At 73.3% G+C, this 23,563-nt stretch carries 22 protein-coding genes; 11 read left to right on the forward strand and 11 right to left on the reverse strand.

Annotation, left to right across the window (positions count from 1 at the left end):
* Window positions 1–13: 13 nt before the first annotated feature.
* Complete coding sequence (locus AB0O21_RS32610; protein WP_365176940.1) at window positions 14–3,778, reverse strand: S8 family serine peptidase; 3,765 nt, start codon at window positions 3,776–3,778, stop codon at window positions 14–16.
* A 199-nt stretch (window positions 3,779–3,977) separates the two neighbouring features.
* Between AB0O21_RS32610 and AB0O21_RS32615 the strand changes: the two genes are divergently transcribed.
* Complete coding sequence (locus AB0O21_RS32615; protein ID WP_365176943.1) at window positions 3,978–4,955, forward strand: helix-turn-helix domain-containing protein; 978 nt, start codon at window positions 3,978–3,980, stop codon at window positions 4,953–4,955.
* A 25-nt stretch (window positions 4,956–4,980) separates the two neighbouring features.
* On the forward strand, window positions 4,981–5,463 hold the full coding sequence (locus tag AB0O21_RS32620) for a DUF456 domain-containing protein (RefSeq protein WP_365176946.1): 483 nt from the start codon (window positions 4,981–4,983) through the stop codon (window positions 5,461–5,463).
* Here AB0O21_RS32620 and AB0O21_RS32625 read toward each other — a convergent pair whose 3' ends face one another.
* Entirely contained in the window at window positions 5,464–6,048 is a 585-nt protein-coding gene (locus AB0O21_RS32625; RefSeq protein WP_365176949.1) for a helix-turn-helix domain-containing protein, read from the reverse strand.
* A gap of 83 nt (window positions 6,049–6,131) precedes the next feature.
* Between AB0O21_RS32625 and AB0O21_RS32630 the strand changes: the two genes are divergently transcribed.
* A complete protein-coding gene (locus AB0O21_RS32630) occupies window positions 6,132–6,530 on the forward strand; it encodes a DUF4345 domain-containing protein (protein WP_365176952.1) in 399 nt (132 codons plus the stop codon).
* A gap of 62 nt (window positions 6,531–6,592) precedes the next feature.
* On the forward strand, window positions 6,593–6,964 hold the full coding sequence (locus tag AB0O21_RS32635; protein WP_365176955.1) for a PPOX class F420-dependent oxidoreductase: 372 nt from the start codon (window positions 6,593–6,595) through the stop codon (window positions 6,962–6,964).
* 100 nt (window positions 6,965–7,064) lie between these two features.
* On the opposite strand, the gene rsgA is transcribed toward AB0O21_RS32635, so the two are convergent.
* The gene (gene rsgA, locus AB0O21_RS32640; protein ID WP_365176958.1) at window positions 7,065–8,171 is read right to left on the reverse strand and encodes a ribosome small subunit-dependent GTPase A; all 1,107 of its coding nucleotides are present in this window, start codon (window positions 8,169–8,171) and stop codon (window positions 7,065–7,067) included.
* A gap of 202 nt (window positions 8,172–8,373) precedes the next feature.
* Window positions 8,374–9,537, reverse strand: a complete 1,164-nt coding sequence (locus AB0O21_RS32645; protein WP_365176961.1) for an FAD-dependent monooxygenase — start codon at window positions 9,535–9,537, stop codon at window positions 8,374–8,376.
* Between the two features lie 81 nt (window positions 9,538–9,618).
* On the opposite strand from AB0O21_RS32645, the gene AB0O21_RS32650 reads away from it, so the two are divergent.
* Entirely contained in the window at window positions 9,619–10,401 is a 783-nt protein-coding gene (locus tag AB0O21_RS32650) for a TetR family transcriptional regulator (protein WP_365176964.1), read from the forward strand.
* A gap of 4 nt (window positions 10,402–10,405) precedes the next feature.
* On the opposite strand, the gene AB0O21_RS32655 is transcribed toward AB0O21_RS32650, so the two are convergent.
* From AB0O21_RS32655 to AB0O21_RS32665, 3 genes are read right to left on the reverse strand one after another with little or no spacing between them, the layout of a single operon-like run.
* The gene (locus AB0O21_RS32655) at window positions 10,406–11,242 is read right to left on the reverse strand and encodes a hypothetical protein (protein WP_365176967.1); all 837 of its coding nucleotides are present in this window, start codon (window positions 11,240–11,242) and stop codon (window positions 10,406–10,408) included.
* Window positions 11,239–11,895, reverse strand: coding sequence for a response regulator transcription factor (locus AB0O21_RS32660; protein ID WP_365176969.1), 657 nt, complete (start codon window positions 11,893–11,895; stop codon window positions 11,239–11,241). The genes AB0O21_RS32655 and AB0O21_RS32660 overlap by 4 nt, the downstream gene beginning before the upstream one ends.
* Window positions 11,883–13,130, reverse strand: a complete 1,248-nt coding sequence (locus AB0O21_RS32665) for a histidine kinase (protein ID WP_365176972.1) — start codon at window positions 13,128–13,130, stop codon at window positions 11,883–11,885. The genes AB0O21_RS32660 and AB0O21_RS32665 overlap by 13 nt, the downstream gene beginning before the upstream one ends.
* A 178-nt stretch (window positions 13,131–13,308) precedes the next feature.
* Between AB0O21_RS32665 and AB0O21_RS32670 the strand changes: the two genes are divergently transcribed.
* On the forward strand, window positions 13,309–13,758 hold the full coding sequence (locus tag AB0O21_RS32670) for a hypothetical protein (protein WP_365176975.1): 450 nt from the start codon (window positions 13,309–13,311) through the stop codon (window positions 13,756–13,758).
* Here AB0O21_RS32670 and AB0O21_RS32675 read toward each other — a convergent pair.
* Together AB0O21_RS32675 and AB0O21_RS32680 are read right to left on the reverse strand one after the other, a co-directional pair.
* Complete coding sequence (locus AB0O21_RS32675; protein WP_365176978.1) at window positions 13,730–14,947, reverse strand: cytochrome P450; 1,218 nt, start codon at window positions 14,945–14,947, stop codon at window positions 13,730–13,732. The two genes, AB0O21_RS32670 and AB0O21_RS32675, sit on opposite strands and share 29 nt — an antisense overlap.
* Window positions 14,944–15,612, reverse strand: coding sequence for a helix-turn-helix domain-containing protein (locus AB0O21_RS32680; RefSeq protein ID WP_365176980.1), 669 nt, complete (start codon window positions 15,610–15,612; stop codon window positions 14,944–14,946). The genes AB0O21_RS32675 and AB0O21_RS32680 overlap by 4 nt, the downstream gene beginning before the upstream one ends.
* A gap of 159 nt (window positions 15,613–15,771) precedes the next feature.
* Between AB0O21_RS32680 and AB0O21_RS32685 the strand changes: the two genes are divergently transcribed.
* A complete protein-coding gene (locus tag AB0O21_RS32685; protein WP_365176982.1) occupies window positions 15,772–16,626 on the forward strand; it encodes a hypothetical protein in 855 nt (284 codons plus the stop codon).
* Window positions 16,627–16,651: 25 nt separating this feature from the next.
* On the opposite strand, the gene AB0O21_RS32690 is transcribed toward AB0O21_RS32685, so the two are convergent.
* Window positions 16,652–17,776, reverse strand: coding sequence for a YihY/virulence factor BrkB family protein (locus tag AB0O21_RS32690; RefSeq protein ID WP_365176984.1), 1,125 nt, complete (start codon window positions 17,774–17,776; stop codon window positions 16,652–16,654).
* 17 nt (window positions 17,777–17,793) lie between these two features.
* Here AB0O21_RS32690 and AB0O21_RS32695 point away from each other — a divergent pair, with 17 nt between their 5' ends.
* The 3 genes from AB0O21_RS32695 to AB0O21_RS32705 all read left to right on the forward strand — a co-directional run bounded on the left by AB0O21_RS32695 (window position 17,794) and on the right by AB0O21_RS32705 (window position 21,626).
* On the forward strand, window positions 17,794–19,437 hold the full coding sequence (locus tag AB0O21_RS32695) for an acyl-CoA dehydrogenase family protein (protein WP_365176987.1): 1,644 nt from the start codon (window positions 17,794–17,796) through the stop codon (window positions 19,435–19,437).
* Between the two features lie 357 nt (window positions 19,438–19,794).
* Window positions 19,795–21,057 carry a GAF domain-containing protein gene (locus AB0O21_RS32700; protein WP_365177017.1) on the forward strand — a complete coding sequence of 421 codons (1,263 nt, stop codon included), beginning with the start codon at window positions 19,795–19,797 and terminating at the stop codon, window positions 21,055–21,057.
* Window positions 21,058–21,062: 5 nt separating this feature from the next.
* Entirely contained in the window at window positions 21,063–21,626 is a 564-nt protein-coding gene (locus tag AB0O21_RS32705) for a GNAT family N-acetyltransferase (protein WP_365176989.1), read from the forward strand.
* Window positions 21,627–21,874: 248 nt separating this feature from the next.
* Here the strand turns inward: AB0O21_RS32705 and AB0O21_RS32710 are convergent, their stop codons facing one another.
* The gene (locus AB0O21_RS32710; RefSeq protein WP_365176992.1) at window positions 21,875–23,272 is read right to left on the reverse strand and encodes a hypothetical protein; all 1,398 of its coding nucleotides are present in this window, start codon (window positions 23,270–23,272) and stop codon (window positions 21,875–21,877) included.
* Between the two features lie 158 nt (window positions 23,273–23,430).
* Here AB0O21_RS32710 and AB0O21_RS32715 point away from each other — a divergent pair, with 158 nt between their 5' ends.
* Entirely contained in the window at window positions 23,431–23,514 is an 84-nt protein-coding gene (locus AB0O21_RS32715; protein WP_310942095.1) for a putative leader peptide, read from the forward strand.
* The last annotated feature ends 49 nt before the right edge of the window (window positions 23,515–23,563 follow it).

Consider the following 23,563-nt stretch of genomic DNA (forward strand, 5'->3'; position numbering starts at 1 on the left):
GACCCCGCCCGAACTAGCGGACGTCGTACGCCCGTCCGACCGTCTGGGTGACGGAGGCCCCGTTCGCGTCGGTCAGTTCGACCTTCAGCGAAACCTGCTTGCCGGAGGCACCGGCGTGGTCGACCACCGCGGTCCACGCGCCGCCGTGGTCAACGATCTTCGCCTCCGTCCAGTTCTCACCGTCGTAGGAATAGGAGAGCTTCGCCGACGTCAGCGCGCCCGGGGCGTAGCCCGCGTGGCCGGTGACGCTGAGGCCGATGCTCTGGCCGTTCGCCGCGGCGAGGGTCTTCAGCCCGTCCAGCGGGGCCTCGTACCTCGGGAAGAGGATCGGCAGGCCCTGCGAGTAGGCGGTGGAGTCGAGCTTCGAGGTGAAGGCCCACGTGGTGGTCACCGCGGTGGACCGCTGCCAGACGCGGGCCGGGGGGCCGATCTTCTCTATGGCCTGGGTGAGTTCGTAGCGGGCCGAGTCCGCCGGGACCTCGAAGACTCCGAACGGGTACCAGCTGTCCCCGATGACCTCGCCGTTCCGCTTGAGCTGGAGGCCTCCGATGTCACCGAACGAGCCCGGCTGCGCCGCGTGGCTGCTGTCGCCCCACATGGCGGAGGCGAAGCCGATCAGGTTGCCCTGCCGCTCGGCGGCGAGGACCTCCTTGCCCGAGGGGTCGCGCGGGGCGACGGGGCCGGTGATTCCGTCGTACCAAGTGGCGTTCGTCTTTTGGCCCTTGGTGTACGCGCGCTGCTCGCCGACCATGAACTCGCCCCACGGGAAGCTGCTGGAGAGCAGCTGGTCCCAGGCGGTGTCCCCGGCCGAGTAGAACTCCGTGCGCCTGCCCGGGGTCGCGACCGTCTCGATGCCGCCGAAGTAGACCGCCGCGCCGATCGGCCGGTACGCACCGGCCAGGTCGATGAAGTCGGCGGCCACGCCCATGGAGTGGTAACTGGACTCGACCTGGCCGAGGTCGCGGTCGCGCACCCGGTGGGTCTTGCCGCCGCGGACTTCGCCCGTCTCCGGGAACGCCAGGTTGTAGACGTAGGGGCTCTTCGCCGTTGCCTTCCAGGCCAGGGTGACCGGGCCGGCCGCCAGCCGCTCCAGGAGCGCCTTGGCTTCGGCGGACTCGATGGACATGGCGGGCAGCGAGCCGCCCGCGTAGCCGGTGAAGCCGACCCAGCGGCCGGGGGTCTCGCGGTAGGCGAGCACCGCCTTGGCGCCCGCGGCCTTCGCGTTCTGCGCGACCTCGTACAGCGACCCGTCGATCGCCTTGATGAGCACGACCGCGTCCTTGGCTCCTGCCGCGGCGAGCTCCTCGGGGGTACCGGCGCCCGCGTCGACGAGCCGGGCGCTGCCGGTTCCGTCGAGGTTGTCGCTGCCGGTGGACGCGGTGATCGGGTGCAGGACCGGACCGCCGACGGCCTTCAGCTCGGAGACCAGCGGCGCGCCCGCCCGCCAGTAGCTGCCGAACTCGAACTCGCCGTCCGTGGCGCGGCCTTCGACCGAGGCGTAGAAGCCGCGGATGGTGCGGCCGCCGGCCGCCGTGCCCGCGTGCAGCCAGGCGTCGTCCCAGCTGCGGGCGAAGCCGAGGGTGGTGTTGCGGTTCTCCAGCGGCTTGTCGGCCTCGATGGCGAGGCGTCCGGCCTTGCGGGCGTCGAGCACGATGGTCGTGTCCTTCTTGACCTCGGCCTGGGGACGGCCGAGGTACGTGAGGGAGTCGATCAGCGTGGCGCCCTCGCCCGCGTCGGGGGTGCCGACGAAGGCGGAGAGGAAGTACTTGCCCGGGCGGACCCGGTAGACCTGGTCGACGGAGCCCTCGTTGAAGCGGCGTTCCCCGGTGGCGTCGTCGGTGCCGATGACGTCCAGGGAGGACGGGCCGGCGGCCGGGTTGCCCGCGCGGTCGACGAGCTTGACGCGGAGGGTGACCGTCTCGGGCTCGACGTAGAGGGAGAAGGGGGTGGAGACGCGTACGCCGTTGGCCGTGGCGACGACGCGGCCGGTGACGTCCCCGTACTGGGAGCGTTCCAGCTTCGCGGCCGGGTCGAGGGCGAGGGGCACGGTGACGGTGGCTCCGGCCGGGACGGTCAGGGTGCGCCGGTCGAGGCGGGCGACCTGGCTGCGGACGGCCGAGCCGTCGTTGCCGGTGACCTTCTCGACGGCGAGGTCCAGCGTGACGGGGGTCTGGCCGAGGTTGGTGTACGGGACCTCGACGCTTCGGCGGTCGCTGCGGTCCTGCGGCCAGTTGTACGCGCCGCCCTGGACGGCGGGCGCGCTCGTGACGGTGGTGTCGATGGCGGCCTTGACGTCGAGGCGGCCGCCGCCGGTCTCCCGTACGTCACCCGGGACACCGGTGTCGGCGGAACCGATGAGGGCGGCCTTGATCTGCTGGGCGGTCCAGTCGGGGTGGCGCTGCTTGACGATGGCGGCGGCGCCCGCGACGTGCGGGGTGGCCATCGAGGTACCGGACATGGACTGGTACGCGTACACCCCGCGGCCGCCCGCGTTGGCGGCGGAGATCCCGACGCCGGGGGCGGCGATCTCGGGCTTGAGGGTGTGCTGGAGTCCGGCCGGGCCGCGGCTGGAGAAGGAGGCCGTCTTGTCGTCGCGGTCGACGGCGCCGACGGTCAGCACGCTCGCGGCGCAACCGGGCGAGGAGACCGTGTTGTTGCCGGGGCCGGAGTTGCCCGCGGCGATCACGAACAGGGGGCCCTGCTGGGAGAGCTTCTCCGCGGCGGCGGCGAGCGGGTCGTCGCAGGCGGTCTGGGAGGGGTCGCCCAGGCTCATGGAGACCACGTCGGCCTTGGACTCGACGGCCCACTCCATGCCGGCGATGATCCACGAGTCGAGGCCGTAGCCGCCGTCGTTGAGGACCTTGCCGCTGAGCAGTTCGGCGCCGGGGGCCACGCCCTTCTTGGCGCCGCCGCTCTCGGCTCCGGAGCCGCCGACGGTGGAGATGGTGTGGGTGCCGTGGCCCTGCCGGTCGGCGTCGGTGTCGGAGTCGGTGAAGTTCTTCGACGCGGCGACGCGGCCCTTGAGGTCGGGGTGTTCCAGGTCGGTGCCGGTGTCGAGGACGGCGACCTTGGTGCCCTTGCCGTCGAATCCGGCGGCCCAGGCGGCGGTCGCGGCGACCTGCTGCGTGGAACGCTCCAGGTTCGCCTGGACCTTGCCGTCGAGCCACAGCTTCTTCAGCCCGCCCGCGGCGCGGGAGCGGCCGTCCGCGGTGACGTCGGCCCAGAAGTCGGCGGCCTGCCCCTTGTCGGCGGCGAGCGCGACCGCGCCGATGGAGCCGAGGACGAGGTTCCGGTCCGCGCCGCGGGGTGCCGGCGGGGCGCTGCGCGCCACGTTCACGGAGCCGTCGTACACGGCGATGAGCGGGAGCTTCTTGGTGTGCGCGTCGTCGTAGCCCTGCCGGACGAGGCCGGTGACGTTGAAGAGCTCGTGGTCGACCTTGCCCGCGGCGAGCGCCTTGACGGCGCCCTCGGGGTAGACGTAGAGGTCCTTGCCGGACTGCCGGGTCTGTACGAGCGGCTGCGAGCCGTCCTCGCGCGGCATCGCGGTGGCGGCCGTGCGCCCGGCCGCGTCGGTGGAGACCAGGATCCGGTCACCGGTGACGAGGGTGACGGTGACGGGTGCCGTGGGCTGCGTTCCGGCCGCCTCGCTCCCGACGAGTGGTCTCTTCCCCGCTCCCGGCGCTCCGTCGCTCGGCTGTGCCGTGGACGGGCCGACTGCGGTGACGGCCAGGACGGCCGCGGTGGCCGCTCCCAGTGCCGTACGCGATATCGGGCGCATCGCTCTCCCCAGGTGAATTCCGGCCAACTGCTGCATTGCGCGGCAAAGCCGCCGCGTAAATGGCTTCTGGCCAGCGGATGTTGGTGCTGCGGTGGCACGACCTTTACAGAGAGGCGGGGGGTACGGCGATGATGTCCGCGGCGGGTTTGCGCCGTGGCCGCTTCCCGCCAGGCGCTGTGTCGAAAGGTGGGTGGACGGGTTGCTGGGTGCTATAGGCCTGGACGAAGGACAGGAGTCCGCTTACCGCGCACTGGTGGCACTGGGGGCGGCGGAGGTTCCCGACCTCGCGCACCGGCTGACCCTGCCGGTGCCCCAGACCGAGCGGACGCTGCGCCACCTGGAGCGGCACGGCCTGGCCGCGCAGTCCTCGGCCCGCCCGGGCCGGTGGGTGGCGGCCCCGCCGGGGGTCGCGCTGGGGGCGCTGCTCACCCAGCAGCGGCACGAGCTGGAGCAGGCGGAGCTGGCGGCGGCGCTGCTGGCGGAGGAGTACCGGGCGGAGGCGTCCGAGCCGGCGGTGCACGACCTGGTGGAGGTGGTGCAGGGCGCGAGCGCGGTGGCGCACCGCTTCCACCAGCTCCAGCTGGGCGCGGTGGAGGAGGTCTGCGCGCTGGTCAGCGGCCGGCCGCAGGTGGTGACGGGCACGGACAACGAGGCGGAGGAGCGGGCCTTCCTGCGCGGGGTCGACTACCGGGTGGTCATCGAACGGGAGGTGCTGACCACGCCCAGCGGCATCCGGGAGGCGTCGACGGCCCTGGCGCGGGGCGAACGGGTCCGGGTGACGGGGCAGGTCCCGACGAAGCTGGTGATCGCGGACCGGACGCTGGCCATGGTCCCGCTGACGGCCCGCGGCGCTGAGCCGGCGGCGCTGGTCGTCCACGCGTCGGGCCTGCTGGAATCCCTCATGGGCCTGTTCGAGGCGGTCTGGCGGGAGTCCCTGCCGCTGCGGCTGGGCGCGGCAGGCTCGGCGGAGGAGGGCGGCGGCTCCCCGGACTCCACGGACCTGGAGATCCTCTCCCTGCTCCTGGCGGGCATGACGGACGCGAGCGTGGCGAAGCACCTGGAGCTGGGCCTGCGGACGGTGCAGCGGCGGGTGAAGGGCCTGATGGAACTGTCGGGGGTCACGACCCGGATGCAGCTGGGCTGGCACGCCTACGAACGGGGCTGGGTGGCCCGATAGCCCCTGGTCGGTCAGGCTGAACAGCATGGATCTGCCTCAGCTGCTCCTGGTGGGGCTGGTGCTGCTGCTCGGGGTGGTCGGGGTGCTGGTGCCCGGCGTTCCGGGGACCTGGCTGGTGTGGGCGGGGCTGATGTGGTGGGCGCTGCACGAGCGGTCGGCGCTGGCATGGTCCCTGCTGGTGTCGGCGACGGCCCTGCTGCTGGTGGTCCAGGTGGTGAAGTGGCAGCTCCCGCCGCGACGGCTGCGGGGCGCGGGGGTCACCCGGCGGATGGCGGTGTTCGCGGGCGCGGGCGCGCTGCTGGGCTTCGTACTGGTCCCCGTGCTGGGCTCGGTGCCCGGTTTCGTGGGCGGCATCTACCTCTGCGAACGGCTCCGCCTCGGCACCCACGGCGAGGCGTGGGCCTCGGTGCGGGCGGTGATGCGGGCGGTGGGGACGAGCGTGCTGGTGGAGCTGTTCGCGTGCCTGCTGGTGGTGGGGGCGTGGGTGGGCGCGGTGGTGGCGGAGTAGCTAGTTCGGGACGAACGGGCGCAGGGCGCCGAACAGGGCTCCCGAGCACGTGTCGCGCAGCTCGGTGCGGGTGCAGGTCTCCTCGGTGAGCCAGTCCAGGCAGAGCACGCGGACGAAGACGAGCCAGCTCTTGAGCACCGCGGCCACGGCCGCCCGGGCGGATTCGTCCGCGAGCGGGAGGATGTGGAGGATCCGGGTGCGCAGGGCGTCCAGCTCGCTGTCGATGATCGTCTGGACCACCGGGTCGCCCGCGAGCACCAGGTTCGCCGCGAGGACCGTGTTGCGGTGCGCGATGAAGTAGTCGAGGTGCACGTCGAGCCCGTCGTTGAGCTGGCTGAGCAGGTCGCCGGGCCGGTCGAACGGCACCTGTTCGAGCAGCCGGTCGGAGGCCTGCCGGTACACGGCGGCGAAGAGCTCCTGCTTCCCGGCGAAGTGACGGTAGAGCAGGGCGCGTGAGACACCGGCCCGCTCGGCGACGTCTTCCATCAGCACGTCCTCGTAGGGGTGCTGGGCGAAGAGCTGCGCGCCGACGGCGAGGAGCTGCGCGCGGCGGTCGTCGGGGGTCAGTCGTCGGCGTGGAGGCACGGACCCATCTTACTTGACACGCGTCCACTAGTGCGCACTACTAGTAGACGAACGTCTACTTACCAGGGGTGGGAGGTCGGATCATGGCCAGGACTCTCAAGTGGCTCGTACTGACGATGGGCGCGGCGTGCGTGGCGATCGGGCTGGCACACGTGTTCCTGGGGAATGCGGCGGTGCCCGGCGCGGGCTCGGCCGGCGCGACGCTCGACAGCCTGAACCGGTTCCTCGGCGCGATCTTCGCGGGCTACGGGCTGGCCTGGCTCTGGGCGGCCCACCAGTCGCCGATCCCGGCGAGCGCGGTCAGGTGGCTGGCGGCGGTCTTCCTGCTGGGTGCGGTCGGCCGGCTGATTTCGCTCGCGGTGCACGGGTGGCCGCATGCGTTCCAGGTGATGCTGACGGTCATCGAGCTCGTGATGCCGCCGCTGTACTTCTGGCTGGCGGACGCCGACGAGAAGGCCCACGCGGCGGGGCTGCGGGCCTAGTCGGCGCGGCCTAGGTCCACGGCCCGATGCGGTGGGGTGCGGGGGCTGCGAGGCTCTGCATCATGAGGGACTTCAACGGTTTCAGCGAAGCAGAGCTGGCGTACCTCCGCTCCCAGCACCTGGGCCGGCTGGCCACGGTGGACGCGGCCGGGCAGCCGCAGGCGAACCCGGTGGGCTTCTTCCCGCAGGAGGACGGGACGATCCTGGTGGGCGGGCTGGCCATGGGCGCGTCGAAGAAGTGGCGCAACCTCCAGCAGAACCCGCGGCTGGCGCTGGTGGTGGACGACCTGGTGAGCACCCGCCCGTGGCGCGTGCGCGGCATCGAGATCCGGGGGCACGCCGTCCTCGAGGTCGGGCCGCACACCCTCGGGCCCCACTTCAGCCCGGAGGTGATCCGCATCCACCCGGACCGGGTCCACGCGTGGGGGCTGTGACCGCCGAGATGCCGCTGCGCGGCACCCTGGGGCTCCGCCCCAGACCCCGCGCCTCAAACGCCGGCGAGGCTGGGGGTCGGGCGGCGCCCTGCGGCGGGGGTCAGGCCCGGCCGCCCCGCTTCGCGGCGTAATTGACGCGGCCCTCCGCCGACTTCAGGCGCCAGTCGCGGCGCAGCTCCGCCCGCAGCCGCGCGTCCGTCTTCGCCACGATCCGCTGGTTCTCCCGCAGCAGCTTGCGGTAGCTCTCCAGCCGGCGTTCCGACAGCGCGCCCGAGTCCACCGCGGCCAGCACCCCGCACCCCGGCTCCGCCTCGTGCGCGCAGTCGTGGAAGCGGCAGCGTGCCGCGTAGTCCTCGATCTCCGAGAAGACCTGGCCGACTCCGGCCTCCGCGTCCCACAGCCCGACGCCCCGCAGCCCGGGGGTGTCGATCAGGACTCCGCCGCCCGGCAGGGCGAGCAGGTTGCGGGTGGTCGTCGTGTGGCGGCCCTTGCCGTCGACCTCGCGGGCCGCCTGGACCTCCATGACCTCCGCCCCGAGCAGCGCGTTGGCCAGCGTGGACTTCCCGGCGCCCGAGATGCCCAGCAGCACGCTCGTACCGTTGCCGACGATCGCGGCCAGTACGTCCGTGCCCTCCCCGGTCAGGGAGGAGACGGTCAGCACCTGGACCCCCGGCGCGGCGGCTTCCACGTCCTGGACGAGGTGCCCCAGGGTCACCGGGTCGGGGACCAGGTCCGCCTTGGTGAGGACGACCAGCGGCTGCGCACCCGACTCCCAGGCCAGTGCCAGGAAGCGCTCGATGCGCCCGAGGTCGAGTTCCACGGCCAGCGATACGGCGATGACCGCGTGGTCGACGTTGGCGGCGAGGATCTGCCCCTCGGACCGCTTGGAGGAGGTGGACCGTACGAAGGCGGTCCGGCGCGGCAGGTACGCCGTCACGTAGCGCGGGTTGCCCCCGGGCTCGACGGCGGCCCAGTCGCCGGTGCAGATGACCCGGAGCGGGTCGTGCGGGGTGACGAAGGCGGTGTCGGCGCGGACGATGCCGTCCGCGGTCATGACGTCGCACTGGCCGCGGTCGACCCGTACGACCCGGCCCGGCAGCAGGCCCTGCTCGGCGTAGGGGGTGAACTCGGCCGCCCATGCGTCGTCCCAGCCGTAGGGGGCGAGGGCGTGCGGGAGGGAAGCCTGCGGGAAGGAAGAGAGAGACAAGGGGAACCCTTCACAGGGTGGCCCCGGCAGCGCGCGAAGTGGCGTGAGGTCAGCCGGCGACCACGGAAGTGACATTGATGGTCTTCTGAGTGCGGGCAGCGCCCTGCGCGACGACAGTCATCAATGAACTCACCTCCGGATCGAGCACGAGCTGGACGTTCCCCACCGGTCGGCGGGAACGTCCCCACCGTAACAAGGTCCCTCAGGCCGGGGCCACTTCTTTTTCCGGCCGCTTCCCCAGGGCGCTCCCCGCCGACCACACCCGGCTCGCCAGGTCCCGCGCGGCGATCCCGGCCCGGGTCGCGGGCACCAGCATCGCCGCGGCCCGCTCCACCCCGCGCTGCTTGGGTCCGACGAGCAGGCGGTGGCGCTCCTCGTAGCGCCGGAACGCGCCCGCGTGGTCCCCGGGGCTCGCCGCGAGCTCGGCGGCCAGGGTGTACGCGCCCGCCATGGCCAGGGTGCTGCCGTCCCCGAACAGGGACACCGACGACGCGGCGTCCCCGAGCAGCGCGGTGCGGCCGTGCGACCAGCGGTCCATGCGCACCCTGCTGACGGCGTCGAAGTACAGCTCGTCCGTGGCCCGTACGCGGTCCAGCAGCTCCGGGATCCGCCAGCCGCCGCCCGCGTACGCGGCCGTGAGCAGCCGCTTGTGCGCGTCGGCGTCGCGGTGGTCGAAGTCCGGTACGGGGGCGGCCCGGTAGGCGAAGAAGGCGAGGGAGTCGCCGCGCCGGGGGTGTACGGCGGCCATCCGGCCCGGCGTGTTGTGGGCGACGACCGTGCGCGGGTGCGGGGCGGGGGTGCCGAGCGGCAGGGTGGCGACGTAGAGGCCCGCGTGGGTGACGAACCGGCTCTCGGGGCCGAAGGACAGCCTGCGGACGGTGGAGTGCCGGCCGTCGGCCCCGACGACGAGGCCGAAGCGGCGCGGGGGTGCGTGCCGGAAGGTGACGTCCACTCCGTGTTCGTCCTGGTCGATCGTGGCGATGGAGTCGCCGAAGAGGAACTCGGCGTGGTCGCGGCTCGTCTCGTGGAGGACGGCGGCGAGGTCGCCGCGCCCGATCTCGATGTCCCGGCCGCCCGGGGCCGCGCCGGGTACGGAGCCCAGGGAGAGGCCGCCGGTGCGGCGGCCCTCGGCATTGACGAACCGCAGGTCCGCCACGTCCGTGCCCGCCTCGCGCAGCCGGGCCGTGATGCCCATGCGTGCGGCGACGTCCAGTGCCGGGCCGCGCACGTCCACGGGGCTGCCGCTGGAGCGGACGCCCGTGGCGAGTTCGACCACGGTCGGCCGGAAGCCGTGCCGGGCGAGCCAGTAGGCCAGCGCGGGGCCGGCGATCCCGGCTCCGGAGATCAGTACGGTCGTGTCGTCCATGACGCCCTCCCTGCTTACCGACGGTCAGTTCCGACTGTAGGCATCTGTCCGCAAGTCAGGCAAGGAGATAGGCTCAGTGGCGTGAATCAGCCTCAGAGCAGTAATTCCGAGACGAATTACGAGACGTCTATCAATGAGACGCGGCAGCGGATCCTGCGGGTGTCCATGGAGCTGTTCGGGGTCCGCGGCTTCCACGAGACCTCGCTGCGGGAGATCGCGGAGCGGGTCGGCGTGACCAAGGCGGCGGTCCTCTACCACTTCCCCGGCAAGGCCGACATCCTGGGCGCGCTCGTGGAGCCGATGCTGAACGACCTGGCGGCGGCCATGGCGAACGCCGCGGCCGCCTCTGCCGCCGGGCCCGGCCGGGCCCGCTGGGCGGCCATCGAGGGGATGCTCGACGTCTGGCTGGAGCACCGCTACCTGATCCGGCTGAACCTCCAGGACATGGCGCTGGCCACCCCCGGGCCCGCCTTCGCCCGCTTCCGGGACGCCATGCTGCGGGCCAACGCCCTGGTGGCCGGGCCCGACCCGGATCTCGCGGGGCGGGTGCGGGCGGCGCAGGCCGTCGCGATGCTGTCCGACCCGGTGGTGCTGTTCGCCGATGCCCCGGTCGGGGCCCTGCGCGCGGCCGTGCTGGACGGCGTACACCGGCTGCTGGACGGCACGGCGGAGCCGGCCCCCGAGCCCCCTCCGGCTTCCCCGGGCCGCCGCGGCCGCCCCGCCACCATGAGCACGGCCATGATCGAAACCGCCCGCCGGATGCACGCCGCCGGCAGCGGCGCGACCCAGATCGCCACCGCCCTCGGCGTCTCCCGCGCCACGGTCTACCGGCACCTGCCGCCCGCCGCGCCGCCCGCGTCCTGAGCGGTCACGGCCCGTACAGCGCCTGCGCGCGGCCCGAGCCCGCCGCCATGTCCAATGTCCGCACTGCGGAGTCGTCGCGGAGGCCGTCGGGGACCTCGCAGGCGCCGGAGGCGGCCTCGCAGGTGGTGCGGAACGTGGTGGCCACGGGCACCATGAGGGCCAGGCGGCCGGAGGCGACCTTCCCGATGACCTGGTCCGGCGGGGCGATGAAGGACACCGCGGCGCTGCCCGAGCCGACCCGGATGTCGATCTGCGGGGACGTGAGGTCGGCGCCGTGCAGGCGGCCGGAGCCCACCTTGGCCCGCAGGGCTCCGCGCAGCCCGTTCATCTCCACCCGGCCGGAGTCGACCTCCGCGTCGACGGTGCCGCCGAGGCCGGTGAGGGACACCCGGCCGGAGCGGGCCGTCACCTTCACCGGGATCCCGGCGGGCACCGTCACCGCCAGCTTGACCGAGCAGCCGGCCGCGAAGACCCGCCAGGAGTCGGCGCCGGGGCAGCGCGCGGTCAGCCGCAGGGCGTCGCCGAGCCTGCTGGTCTCGACGGAGGGCGCCGCGAGCGACCAGCTGACCTCGGCCCGGTAGCCGACCTGCCGGTCCCCGCGGGGGGTGACGGTGATGTCCGCGTCGCCGCCCACGATCTCCAGCGCGCCGACCGGGCGGCCGTCGCCGCCTCCCTGCAGGACGCCGCTCCGCACGGCCCCGAGCGACCAGGCCTGCCAGGCGGTCGGCACCAGGACGAGGAACGCCCCGAGGAACGCCACGGCGGTCCAGGCACGGCGGTGCCTGCGCCGTCGCCGGCCGGCCGGCGGCGCGTCGGCCTGTTGCGCGTCGGGGGCCGTCACGGCGTGCCGTCCAGGAAGCGCAGGACCGCGAGGACCCGGCGGTGGTCGCCGTCGGCCGGCGGCAGGTCGAGCTTGGTGAAGATGCTGTTGATGTGTTTGGCCACCGCGCTTTCGCTGACGACGAGTTCGGTGGCGATGCCCGCGTTGGATCGGCCCTCCGCCATCAGGGCGAGGACCTCCCGCTCGCGCGGGGTGAGCCGCTCGAGGGGGTCCGGGCCGCCGCCGCGGCGCAGCATGAGTTGCGCGACGACCTGGGGGTCGAGCGCGGTGCCGCCGGCGGCGACGCGGCGCAGCGCGTCGACGAACTCCTCCACGTCGGCGACGCGCTGCTTGAGCAGGTAGCCGATGCCGGCGCCGCTGGGGGTGGCCAGCAGATCGGCGGCGTAGCGCTCCTCCACGTACTGGGAGAGCAGCAGTACGGCCGTGTCGGGGTACTGACGGCGGATCAGCAGGGCGGCCCGTACGCCCTCGTCGGTGAAGCCGGGTGGCATCCGTACGTCGACCAGGGCGAGTTGGGGGCGGTGTTCCTCGACGGCGGCGAGCAGCGCCTCGGCGTCGCCGGTCTCGGCGGCCACGTCGAACCCGGCCATGTCGAGGACTTTGACGAGTCCCACGCGCAGCAGGACGGAGTCCTCGGCGATCACGGCGCGCACGGCAGCTCCACGGTGATGTCGGTCGGCCCCCCGACGGGGCTGGTGATCTTGATGGTTCCGTCGACCGACCCTACGCGCTTGCGCAGGCCCACCAGGCCGCTGCCGCGTGCCGGATCCGCTCCGCCGACCCCGTCGTCGGTCACGGTGATGCGCAGTCGCTCGCCGGTACGGCTCCCCATGCGCTCGACGCGTACCGAACAGTGCCCGGCCCGGGCGTGTTTGGCGACGTTGGCCAGGGCCTCGGACACCACGAAGTAGGCGACGGCCTCCACCGTGGCCCCCGGCCGGGTGCCCATGTCCACCGTCAGCTCGACGGGGAAGGGGGCGCGGGCGGCGATGCCGGAGAGCGCCGCGTCGAGCCCGCGGTCCTCCAGTACGGCCGGATGCAGGCCCCGGACCAGGTTGCCGAGCTCCTCGATGGCCTCCTTCGCCTCGCGGTGGGCCTCGTCGATGACGGCCCTGGCCTCGGGCGGCAGGTCGGTGAGGGTGGCGCGGGCGATGCCGAGGTTCATGGCGAGTGCGACGAGGCGCTGCTGGGCCCCGTCGTGCAAGTCGCGCTCGATGCGCCGCCGTTCGAGGTCGGCGGCGTCCAGGACGCCGGCCCGGCTCTCGGCGAGGTCCTCGACGCGGCGCTCCAGCTCGCGGGAGCGGTTGGGGCCGAGAAGGGCGGCCGCCGCGAAGGCGTCGACGCGGGTGGAGAGCGCGGCCAGCCAGGGTGCGCAGAGCAGGAGGAGGATCCCGGCCACTGTGATCAGGTCGAGGTCAAGGCTCCGGTCCGGGTCCGGCAGGGCCCAGTCCCACGCGTACACGGTGGATCCCGCGACGCCGACGCCCCACGCGAGCACTACCAGCGCCCCGGCCGCGGCAATGAGCGGGCTGACGACGAGGTGGTAGCCGTACTGGCGCCAGGTCGCCTCGGAGCGCACCCGTTCGAGGAGTCCGCGCGGGCTCCACCAGCGCTCCTTGCGCACGACCTCGGGCACGTCGAGGCCGAGCAGGGCCCAGAAGCGGCTGCGCTGGAGGGCGGTGAGCAGCGGGCAGAGCGCGAACAGCAGGAGGACCGCGACGGGGCTGTGGCCGGGCGGTACGACCGCGTAGGCCAGGGCGAGGAGGGCGGGCAGCGCCACCGGGATCGCGGCCGCCGTGAAGGCGGTGTTGCGCCGGGACCACGCCGACCACGGCGCGTGCGCCGTGGTCCAGGTGTACGTACGCCTCAGCGCGCCGCGAAGTGCCATGCCCCGTACGGTAATCGCACTGGTCGGAGGGCTGCGATCACCCTGGTGCCCGGGCAGGGGTGTACCTGGCACCACCCCCGGTTCGGACGGTGGGGCTACTGATCGGGGCGGCCCGGCGGACGAGGCTGGTGGGGAGCCCGGGGGACGGACCGCCGGGCCGGAAGGAGACCCCGCCGCCATGGCCCTCGTCGCCCCGCAGTTCCGTACCCGGCAGCTCACCACCCGCCGGTTCCCCGGCCGCCGGCGCGCGCCCCGGCTCGCCACGGTGTTCACGGGAGCCGGGGTGGCGCTGGTGCCGTGGATGCTCGTACTGGCGAAGACCCTGCCGCAGACCACCGAGGTCTCCAACTGGTCCACGGCGTGGATCGGCCTGGACCTGATGCTGGCCGCCGGACTGACCTGCACCGGGACGCTGCTGCGCAAACGGGACCCCCGGGCCTCCCCGGTGGCCGCCGCGACGGCCGCGCTGCTGCTGATGGACGCCTGGTTCGACGTGACGACCTCGGCCGGGAGCTCCGGCCAGGGGACGGCGCTGCTGCTGGCGGTGGGGGCGGAACTGCCGCTGGCCATCGCGTGCGCGGCGGTGGCGGCCAGGTCGGCTAACCGAACCGCACCGGAAGGTACTTGATGCCGTTGATGAAGTCCGAGCGCAGTCGGCGCACGTCACCGGCGAGCACGAAGTCCGGGTGACGTGCGAGCAGTTCGCGTACGAGCGCTTTGATCTGCGTACGGGCCAGGCCGGCGCCGAGGCAGAAGTGGGGGCCGCCGCCGCCGAAGGCGAGGTGGTCGTTCGGGGTCCGGCGGACGTCGAAGGCGAAGGGGTCGTCGAAGACCTCCTCGTCGCGGTTGGCGGACGTGTAGTACGTGACCACCTTCTGGCCCGCGGCGATCTCGCGGCCGCGCAGGACGGTGTCGCGGGTGGCGGTGCGCCGGAAGTTGTGGATCGAGCCGCCCCACCGGAGGAACTCCTCCGTGGCCGAGTTCCACAGCGCCTCGTCCTCGGGGGCCGCGGCGAGTTCGGCGCGGGCGGCGGGGTGTTCGGCCAGGGCCAGCACGGTGTGGGACAGCAGGTTGCGGGTGGTCTCGTTGCCCGCGACGCACAGCAGCACGAAGAACATGTTGATCTCGTGCCGGGTGAGCCGGTCCCCGTCCACCTCGGCGTGGACGAGCGTCGAGAGGATGTCCTCGCGGGGGTGCGCCCGCCGCTCGGCGGTCAGGGCGTCGCAGTAGGCGTAGATCTCGGCGGCCGCGAGGTCGCTGTCGTGCTTGCCCGCCGAGAGCTCCGGGTCCTGGCCGCCGGCCATCCGGTTGCTCCAGTCGAAGACCAGCCGCTCGTCGCCGGGCGGCACGCCGACCATCTCGCAGATCGTCTGGATCGGCAGCCAGGCCGCCACCTCGGAGACGAAGTCCATGTCCCGGCCGGGAGCGACCGCGGTGTCCACGAGGGACCGGGCGCGCTCCCCGATCCGGGCCGCGAGCCTGCGGACCACCCGGGGGGTGAAACCCGCGCTGACCAGGGCGCGGTAGCGGGAGTGGCGCGGGGCGTCCATGCCGAGCAGGACCAGGCGCAGGGACTCCAGCGATTCGGGGCTCTGGTCGCGGATCATGAAGGAGCCGAGTTCGGTGGACCACAGCTCGGGGTCGCGGCTGATCGCCTTGACGTCGGCGTGCCGGGTGACGGCGTAGAAGCCCTCGTGGGGGCCGGGGACCTCGTGCCAGTGCACGGGGTCCTCCCGGCGGAGCCGGGTGAACTGCTCGTGCGGGACCCCGTGCGCCCAGGTGTCTTCGAGCAGGTCCACTTCGCCGGTGGGGATCATGGTGTGCGTCCCTTCAGTAGGGCTCCGAGTGCTTCCACGACGAGCGCGTCGGGGATGCCGTGGGGGTCGAGGCGGTGCTGCATCGCGAGGCCGAGGAGGAGGCCCAGGACGAGGGCGCCGGTCTCCTCCGGCGGACGGGGCAGGGGCGTGCCGGTGGCTTCGGCCCAGTCGGCGAGGCCCTCGCCGAGCTGCGCGCGGACCTCGGCGTAGCGCTGGGCGAGCTGCGAGCCGATGAGCGGGCCGCGGGCGCCGTGCAGCCACAGTTCCGCCTCCAGGAGCAGCCAGGAGTCGCCCCGATCGGGGTGCGGGCGGGTGAGGCTGCCCCACATGGCGGTGAAGTGCGTGGCGGGGTCGGCCGGGTCCGCGCTCGCCGCGATCTCGGCGGCGAGCTCCTCGGCGGTGCGCTCCTTCCAGACCTCCAGCAGGGCGAGCAGCAGGCCCTCCTTGCCGCCGAAGTGGCTGTAGAGCGCCCCGGTGGTCCGCCCGGCGGCGTCGGCGACGGCCTCGGCCGACACGGCGTGGAACCCCTTGCGCGCGAAGAGCTCGGCGGCGGCGTCGATGAGCCGCCCCCTGGTCTGCGATTTCCGTTGCGCCTGCCGGGCCGCCTGCGGCGGGCTCGGCGGAGCGGCGGCCTGGTCCGGCCGGGGGTCGGGGGGTGCTGGCACGGGCGCTCCCGGAGTTATATCGGCTTCCCGATATAACTTGCGCCCCGCCCTGACACCCCGTCAATCCCCGTGCGGGAACCGCCCGCCGATATCTCCGGCCGCCGAAGGCGGATCGGCAGGTAGGGTCTCCGCATCCGTTGGACCAGGGGGAGTCGAGAAGTGACCGACACGGTTGGGCAGCCCGATCCGGGAGCGATTCCGCCGAGGCCGGACGCGCCGCCGTACGTGGCGCCGGCGGCGCCCGTGCCGCAGGGCCCGCCGTCCGGCCACCCGCCGCGCTGGGCCTGGTGGGTCATCGGGATCGTGGTTCCCGTGCTGGGGACGGTGACCACCCTGCTCGCGACCTCGGCACGGGAGGGCGGAGCGCAGCCTCCCGCCGGGGGCGCGACGGCCCAGGGGGCTCCGACCGCGTCCCCGTCAACATCACCGACGCCCACGCCCACGCCCACGGTCGCCCCGCTGACACCGCCTTCCGGCACGGCCTCGGCGTCCGCCTCGCCGAACACGTCGAGCAGCCCGGACCTGTCCGCTCCGGCCGGCTATCAGGCGCGGCAGGGCAGGTGGGGCGCCGCACCTCCGATCTGCGGTGAGACGCTCCTCGTCGACCTCGATGCCGGGGTGTCCACCTCCTTCCCCTTGAGGCCGACCGGGACCGCCGCGCCGACCGAGCGGCCCGCCACCACGGAACTGGAGTACCGGGCCGACCGTCAGGGCTGCGGCATGGACGGCATCTCGCCCTCGTCGACGGAGCTGTGGTCGGCCACCGGCCGTCAGGTGGGCGTGCTGCGCGCCGGGCAGCCCCAGACCTTCGAGAACTGCCGGGCGGCCGCGGGTACGGGGTTCGGCGCCGTGGCGTTGGGCGGCTCGGAGGCGGCCGAGCGGGGCCTGGTGCGCGGCGCCGCCCTGTGTTCCGTCACCGACCAGGGTTCCGTGGCCATGGCCCTCGTCGAGGACCTGGGCAAGGGGACCGCACCGGCCCTCGGCGGCCGGCTCGTCGTCTGGTCCAAGGGCTGAGCGCGAACGGAAGGGGGCGCGGGGGTCAGTGCTTGCGCAGGCGCGAGGAGTAGTCCTCCGGCGGGAGGAACTTCGACCAGCGCTCCGGGAACTCCGACGGCATCCCGCCGTCCTCGTCGTCCTCGGACTCCCCCTCGGCCAGGGCCCGCCAGGCGGCCGCCCGGGCGATCAGCTGGGCGGCCTCCGCTTCCCGCGCCCGCTCGTTCGCCTCGCGCGCCGCCGCCGTGGCCACCGACGGCCAGACCCGGTCGATGGCGGCGTTCACGGCGGCGCCCACGAGCACCGCGAAGGCCGAGATGCCGATCCACAGCAGCACCGCCACGGGGGCGGCGAGCGAGCCGTAGATGGTCGGGCCCTCCACCGTGTTCGTGAGGTAGATCCGCAGCAGGAAGGAGCCCAGCACCCACATCGCCAGGGCCACCAGCGCACCCGGCACGTCCTCGATCCACGGCGAGCGCACCGGCACGGACACGTGGTACAGGGTCGTCAGGAAGACGATGGAGAGCAGGGTGACGGTCGGCCAGTACAGGACCGCGATCACGTCCGTGCCCCAGGGCACCAGCCGCACCACCGCGTCCGGCCCCACCACCATCAGCGGCAGCACGACGGCCCCGATCACCAGCGCGACCACGTACAGCAGGAAGGCCAGCAGCCGGGTCTTGACGATGCCGCGCTGCCCGTCGAGGCCGTACATCACGGTGATGGTGTCGATGAAGACGTTCACGGCGCGCGAGCCCGACCACAGGGCGAACGCGAAGCCGAGCGAGATCAGGTCCGGGCGGCCCCGCCCGGTGACGTCGTCCAGCATCGGCTTGGCGATCTCGTTGACGCCCCGGTCGGAGAGGATGGTGCCGACCGCGCCCAGGATGTTCTCCTCGATGCTCTGCACCGACTGCGTGTTCGTCCAGCCGTCCACGTAGCCGAGCAGGCCCAGCAGGCCGAGGAAGAGCGGGGGCAGCGAGAGCAGCGTGAAGAAGGCCGCCTCGGCCGCGAGCCCCAGGATCCGGTACTCGATGCACGAGTTGACGGTGTCCTTCAGCAACAGCCAGCCCATCTTCCGCTTCGACACGTTGCGGTAGAGGGCGCGGGCCCGGTGGAGCCGTCCCGGGGGTTCCGGAATCCGCTCGAAGCTTTCTTTTGCTGGCTGCACGTCCTTACGGTATCCGCATGGCAGCCACCACCCACACAGTCACCAATCAGACCCCGCCCCTCGTGGGCCACGACGTGTACGGAGGCGACCGGGCACTCACCGAGGGAGTCGAGCGCCACCTCGCCTCGGCGGAGCCCGAACTCCTCGGCGAGGTGCGGGAGGAGCTCACCACGCTCGGGCGGGCCGCCGGCTCGGCGCAGGCCCAGGAGTGGGCCGCGCAGGCGAACGAGAACCCGCCGAAGCTCCGCACGCACGACCGGTACGGGAACCGGATCGACGAGGTGGAGTTCCACCCGGCCTGGCACCGGCTGCTCGGGCACGCCGTGACCTCCGGGCTGACCGACGCCTGGGGGCGCCCGGCCGGGCATCTGCGGCGCGCCGCCGGGTTCTTCGTGTGGTCGCAGGCCGAGGCCGGGCACGGCTGCCCCGTCTCGATGACCCACGCCGCCGTACCGGCGCTGCGGGCCGACCCCGCGCTCGCCGCCGAGTGGGAGCCGCGGCTGACCTCGCACGTGTACGAGGAGGGGCTGCGGCCGGCCGCCGAGAAGGGCGGGGTCCTCTTCGGGATGGGGATGACCGAGAAGCAGGGCGGCAGCGACGTACGGGCGAACACGACGACGGCCACGGCGCTCGACGCGTCGGGCGAGTACCTGCTGACCGGGCACAAGTGGTTCTGCTCGGCCCCGATGTCCGACGGGTTCCTCGTGCTGGCACAGGCTCCCGGCGGGCTCACGTGCTTCCTGGTGCCGCGGGTGCTGCCGGACGGGACGCGCAACGTCTTCGCGATCCAGCGCCTGAAGGACAAGCTGGGCAACAAGTCGAACGCGTCGAGCGAGGTGGAATTCGACGGGACCTGGGCGCGGCGGGTGGGCGAGGAGGGCCGGGGGGTGCGGACCATCATCGAGATGGTCGCCGCGACCCGGCTGGACTGCGCGATCGGCTCGGCCTCGCTCATGCGGCAGGCGCTGACGCAGGCCGTGCACCATGCGGAGCACCGCTCTGCTTTCGGAGCACCGCTCATCAAGCAGCCCCTCATGCGCAACGTGCTCGCCGACCTCGCCCTGGAGTCGGAGGCGGCCACCACCCTGACGCTGCGCCTCGCGGCCGCCTACGACGCCGGCACCGAGCAGGAGAAGGCCTTCCTGCGCCTGGCCGTGCCCGTGGCGAAGTACTGGGTGACCAAGCGCTGTACGCCGATGGTCGCGGAGGCCCTGGAGTGTCTGGGCGGCAACGGCTACGTCGAGGAGTCCGGGCTGCCGAGACTGCTGCGCGAATCCCCGCTGAACTCCATCTGGGAGGGCTCCGGCAACGTCCAGGCCCTCGACGTGCTGCGCGCCCTCCAGCGCGAGCCGCAGGCGCTGGGCGCCTTCCTCCAAGAGGTGGGCCTGGCCCGGGGCGCCGACCACCGGCTGGATTCGGCCATCAAGGACCTCCTCACGGAGCTCGCCGACCTGGAGGGCATCGAGGCGCGGGCCCGCCGGGTGGTGGAGCGCATGGCGCTCGTGCTCCAGGGTTCGCTGCTGGTGCGGTGGGCGCCGCCCGAGGTGGCGGACGCGTTCTGCGCCTCGCGGCTGGGCGGTGACTGGGGCGCGGCCTTCGGCACGCTGCCGCACAGCCTCGACCTCGGCGCCGTCGTGGAACGGGCACGGATCGCGGGCTAGGAAGGGAGCCGCCGGGCTCCGCGTACGGTCCCCAAACCGTTCCCGAGCCGGGATCCGGGCCCGTTGACCAGGACCAGGGGTGGCGCCGCGCCGACTCGGCACCACCCCTGGTCCGATGAGCCCCGAGGAGGAGCTGTCACGCCGTCTGGCGGCGTCCGGACAGTTTCGATCGACCGACCGGGACTTGGCGAGAGTTGCATACCGTTGCAACCTTTGAGTCGACAGTCGCCCTTCGGGTGCCGGGGGAAGCGGCGCGCGAGGACCAGCCGGGCGGCTGGCTCAGCACGTCCTGTTCGACGGGGAGGTTCAGTGGCCAGTACCACAGGCGGCGCGGTCGACGCGGCACGCATCTCGGCCATGGACGCACGGGAAGCCGCGCGTCTGCTCAAGGGCGTACGGGAGGCCGCACTGGCCGGGGACCGGCCGCCGGCCCCGCCGAGACCGGAGATCGCCGAGTCCTGGCGCCGGATGATGGCCGGCGGGGTGCACCCGGACCGGGACGCGCGCTCGCGGATGCTCTCGGCCGCCGAGACCGAGGAGCGCCGGCACGTCTCGCCGCTGCGGGAGATCCTGCCGGTGCTCCGGGAGGGGCTGCTGCCCGCCCTGGACGAGGCCCTGCACATCATGGTCGTCGCCGACGCCGACGGCCGGCTGCTGTGGCGGGAGGGCCACTCCTCGATCCTGCGCAAGGCGGACCGGCTCGGCTTCATGGTGGGGGCCGACTGGGACGAGGCGGTGGTCGGCACCAACGGGGTGGGCACGGCGCTCGTGGCGCGGCGGCCCGTCCAGGTGTTCTCGGCGGAGCACTTCGTCTCCAGCCACCACGACTGGACCTGCGCGGGCGCGCCCGTACGGGACCCGCGCGACGGACGCCTGCTCGGCGTGGTCGACGTCAGCGGGCCGCTGGCCACCATGCACCCCGCGACCCTGGCGTGGGTGAGCTCGGTGGCCCGGCTCGCGGAGCGGGAGCTGCGGATCCGGCACCTGGAGTCGCAGGAGCGGCTGCGGGCGGTCGCGGCCCCGATGCTGGCCCGGCTGCCCGGGCGGGCGCTGGCCGTGGACCCCAACGGCTGGACGGCCGCAGTCACGGGCATGGTCCCCCCGGACCGCATCCCGCTGCCGAAGGGCTTCGGGCCGGGCCGGGTGTGGGTGCCGCAGCTCGGCGACTGCGCGGTGGAGCCGCTGCCGGGCGGCTGGCTGCTGCGGATCGCGCAGGACCGTACGAGCACGGCCGTGACCCGGGTCGTGCTCGACCTCAGCCGGGCGGGGGCCTGCTCGGCGACGGTGTACGGGGCCGGCGGGAGCTGGGCCCAGGACCTCAGCCCGCGCCACGCGGAGCTGCTGTTCCTGCTGGCGGAGAGCCCGCGGGGGCGCTCCGCGGCGGAGCTGTCGGCGGAGCTCTTCGGGGATCCGACCCGCACGGTGACCGTCCGGGCGGAGATCTCCCGCGTACGCCGGCACCTGGCGGGCGTGCTGGCCCACCGGCCGTACCGCTTCGCGCAGGACGTGGAGGTGGAGCTGATCCGTCCGCAGGACCCGGCCGAACTGCTCCCCCACTCCACGGCCCCGTCGGTGGTCCGGGCCCGGCTGGGGCGGCGGGGACCGGGCGTGGTTCCCTGAAGTGCATGAGCACCATCACACTCACCACCTGGTCCCTCGAAATGAACTCGCCGGACGACCTGGTCCCGGCGGCCGTTCCAGGTCCCGAGATCACCGTCTCGCGGGCCGAGGTCCCCTCCCCGGAGTTCAGCCGCTTCCTCTACGCCTCGGTGGGCGGCGACATCCACTGGACGGACCGGCTGTCCCTGACCCGGGCGCAGTGGGTGGAGGAGCTCGGGCGTCCGGGCGTGGAGACGTGGGTGGCGTACGACCGCGGCACGCCGGCGGGGTACGTGGAGCTCGACCCGCAGGACGACGGTGTGGTGGAGATCATGTACTTCGGCCTGCTGCCGGACTTCCGGGGCCGCCGGATCGGCGGGCACCTGCTGACGGTGGGCGTGGCCCGGGCCTGGTCCCTCGCGGAGCGCTGGCCGGAGCGGGAGGCGACCCGGCGGGTGTGGCTGCACACGTGCAGTGAGGACGGGCCGACGGCGATGGACAACTACCAGCGCCGCGGCTTCAAGGTCTTCAAGACGGAAACCTCCCAAAAGGAAGCCACCCCGACCCCCGGCCCCTGGCCGGGGGCCTAGTGCTGTGGCCGGAAAGGTTTGCCGGGTCGCGGTGTCCGGTGCGGTGCATCGCAAGGCGGAGGGCCGCGGCTCGTACTGGACGTACTTGCGCGGTCCGACAACGCAGCGAGGTGCCGTGCCGGGCGCCGTGACCCGGTGAACCTTGCCGGTCACAGCACTAGGCCGTCGCTTCCGGATCTTGCCTGACCCGCGCCGCCCGCCCGCCGTCCGGGTCCGGCCCGCCGTGCGGCGGGCCGGACCCGGACGTGTCACTTGCCCTGCCGCACCGAGAGGCGCAGGTTCTGGTTCTGGTCGCGGATGACGAACAGGGCGGCGCCGCCCAGGTCGGTGTGGTCCGGGACTTCGACGCCCGCACCGAGGGCCTTCGGGTCGCCCGTGGCGGAGGTGAGGTCGAGCTGGGCAGCCGGCCGGCCGGCCTTCACGTCATCGGTCTTCACCAGACCGTAGGCCGTGCCGTCGTCCCGGACCGAGCGCACGGCGATCTCCTTCCGGTTGCCGTCGCCCGCCAGGCAGACGCCCTGCTTGCGCTCCAGGTCGAAGGCGACGGGGCCGGCCGCGATGAACCGTGCGGCGGGCGAGGTGACCACCTCATGGTTCCGGTAGCCCCGGCCAGTGTGACCATGGCTTTCCGTGTAGCGGCACTCCGTGCTGGCGAGCATCCGCCCGGACTCCATGTCGTGCACCGACCAGGTGGGCAGCGCCGCAGCGCCGGCTGTGGCCTCCTTGTCCCACTGGACCAGGAGCTTTCCGCTGGCCACGCCGTACACCTGCCCGTTCCGCTTCTTGTAGGGGCCCGCGTTCGAGGGAACCCCTTCGGGTCGTACCGCGTCACTCGACCATCGGCCCGGCACCCCGAACCCGGGTTCCAGGTAGACCAGCGGCCCGGCGGGGCCCACCGCCATCACCCGGGGGAAGCAGGTCAGATGGTCGCTGCACTCGGGCAGCAGCTCACTGGGGTTGTTGTACGCGGTGACGGTCCCCTTGACCAGGTCGACGGCGGACGCGACCCTCGGGTACGACCCCGGGCCGTCGTGGGCGACGATCAGACGGCCGCCCTGGGCCTGGACCCGGACCTCACCTGGGTCTGCCTTGAGCGGTACGTCGATCTCCCGGACCGGCTTGACGCCCTGGCCCGTCGCGGCCGCGGGATACAGCGCCAACCGCACCACTTCGGTGCCCTCGTGGAGCTCGTCCTTGCCGGCCAGTCCGTGGGCCGCCAGGACGACGAACTTCTGCCCGTCCTGCTCCACCCCCAGGATCCGGGGGACCAGCTCGTGCTTGTCCGCGGCGGGCAGCGGGGTCGGGGGCGTCCAGTTCGCCGAGGTCCACACGGCCTTCCCGTCTGCGGCCGACCGGACCTGTACCGTGTAACCGGCGTCCACGTCCAGCACGGCGACCGCGGCGGCCCCGGGCACCACCGCCACGGGCGTCGGGGCGTTCATCGGCACCCAGGGCAGGGCCTGATCCCAGCCCCGCCCTCCGTCCCACGCGGCGGGCACCCCGAAGGCCGCCAAGGGCTCCGCCTTGCCGGTCTGCGCCGCTCCCCCCTTGCCGTTCCCGTCGTCCGGTGCGTCCGCTCCACCCCCGCATCCGGCCAACAGGCCCGCCGCGACCACGACCGCGACCGCGACTCTCCCCGTACGCACTGCGTTGCCCCCTCAGGTAAATGATCAAGCCACCGAGAGGGTAGCCGTCACGGCCGTCAAGGTGATGCGCAGCACAGCATCCCAACATTCGGGACGGATCTGTCCGTATCGCGGACAGTAGTGGACTCCTCCAAGACACGCATGCCACGCTTCCCCTCATGAATGGAGCTGGAATTGCCTTGGTGAGTCGGCGGCACGTCGACCTCGGCCGCATGTCCAGCGCCATCTGTCCGGCGTGCTGACGGAACCAGCAACCGCCGCACATCGCCGCAATCCCGGCATCGTCGCCGT

The organism is Streptomyces sp. NPDC091371, from assembly GCF_040684275.1.
In the GTDB taxonomy this organism is placed as follows: domain Bacteria; phylum Actinomycetota; class Actinomycetes; order Streptomycetales; family Streptomycetaceae; genus Streptomyces.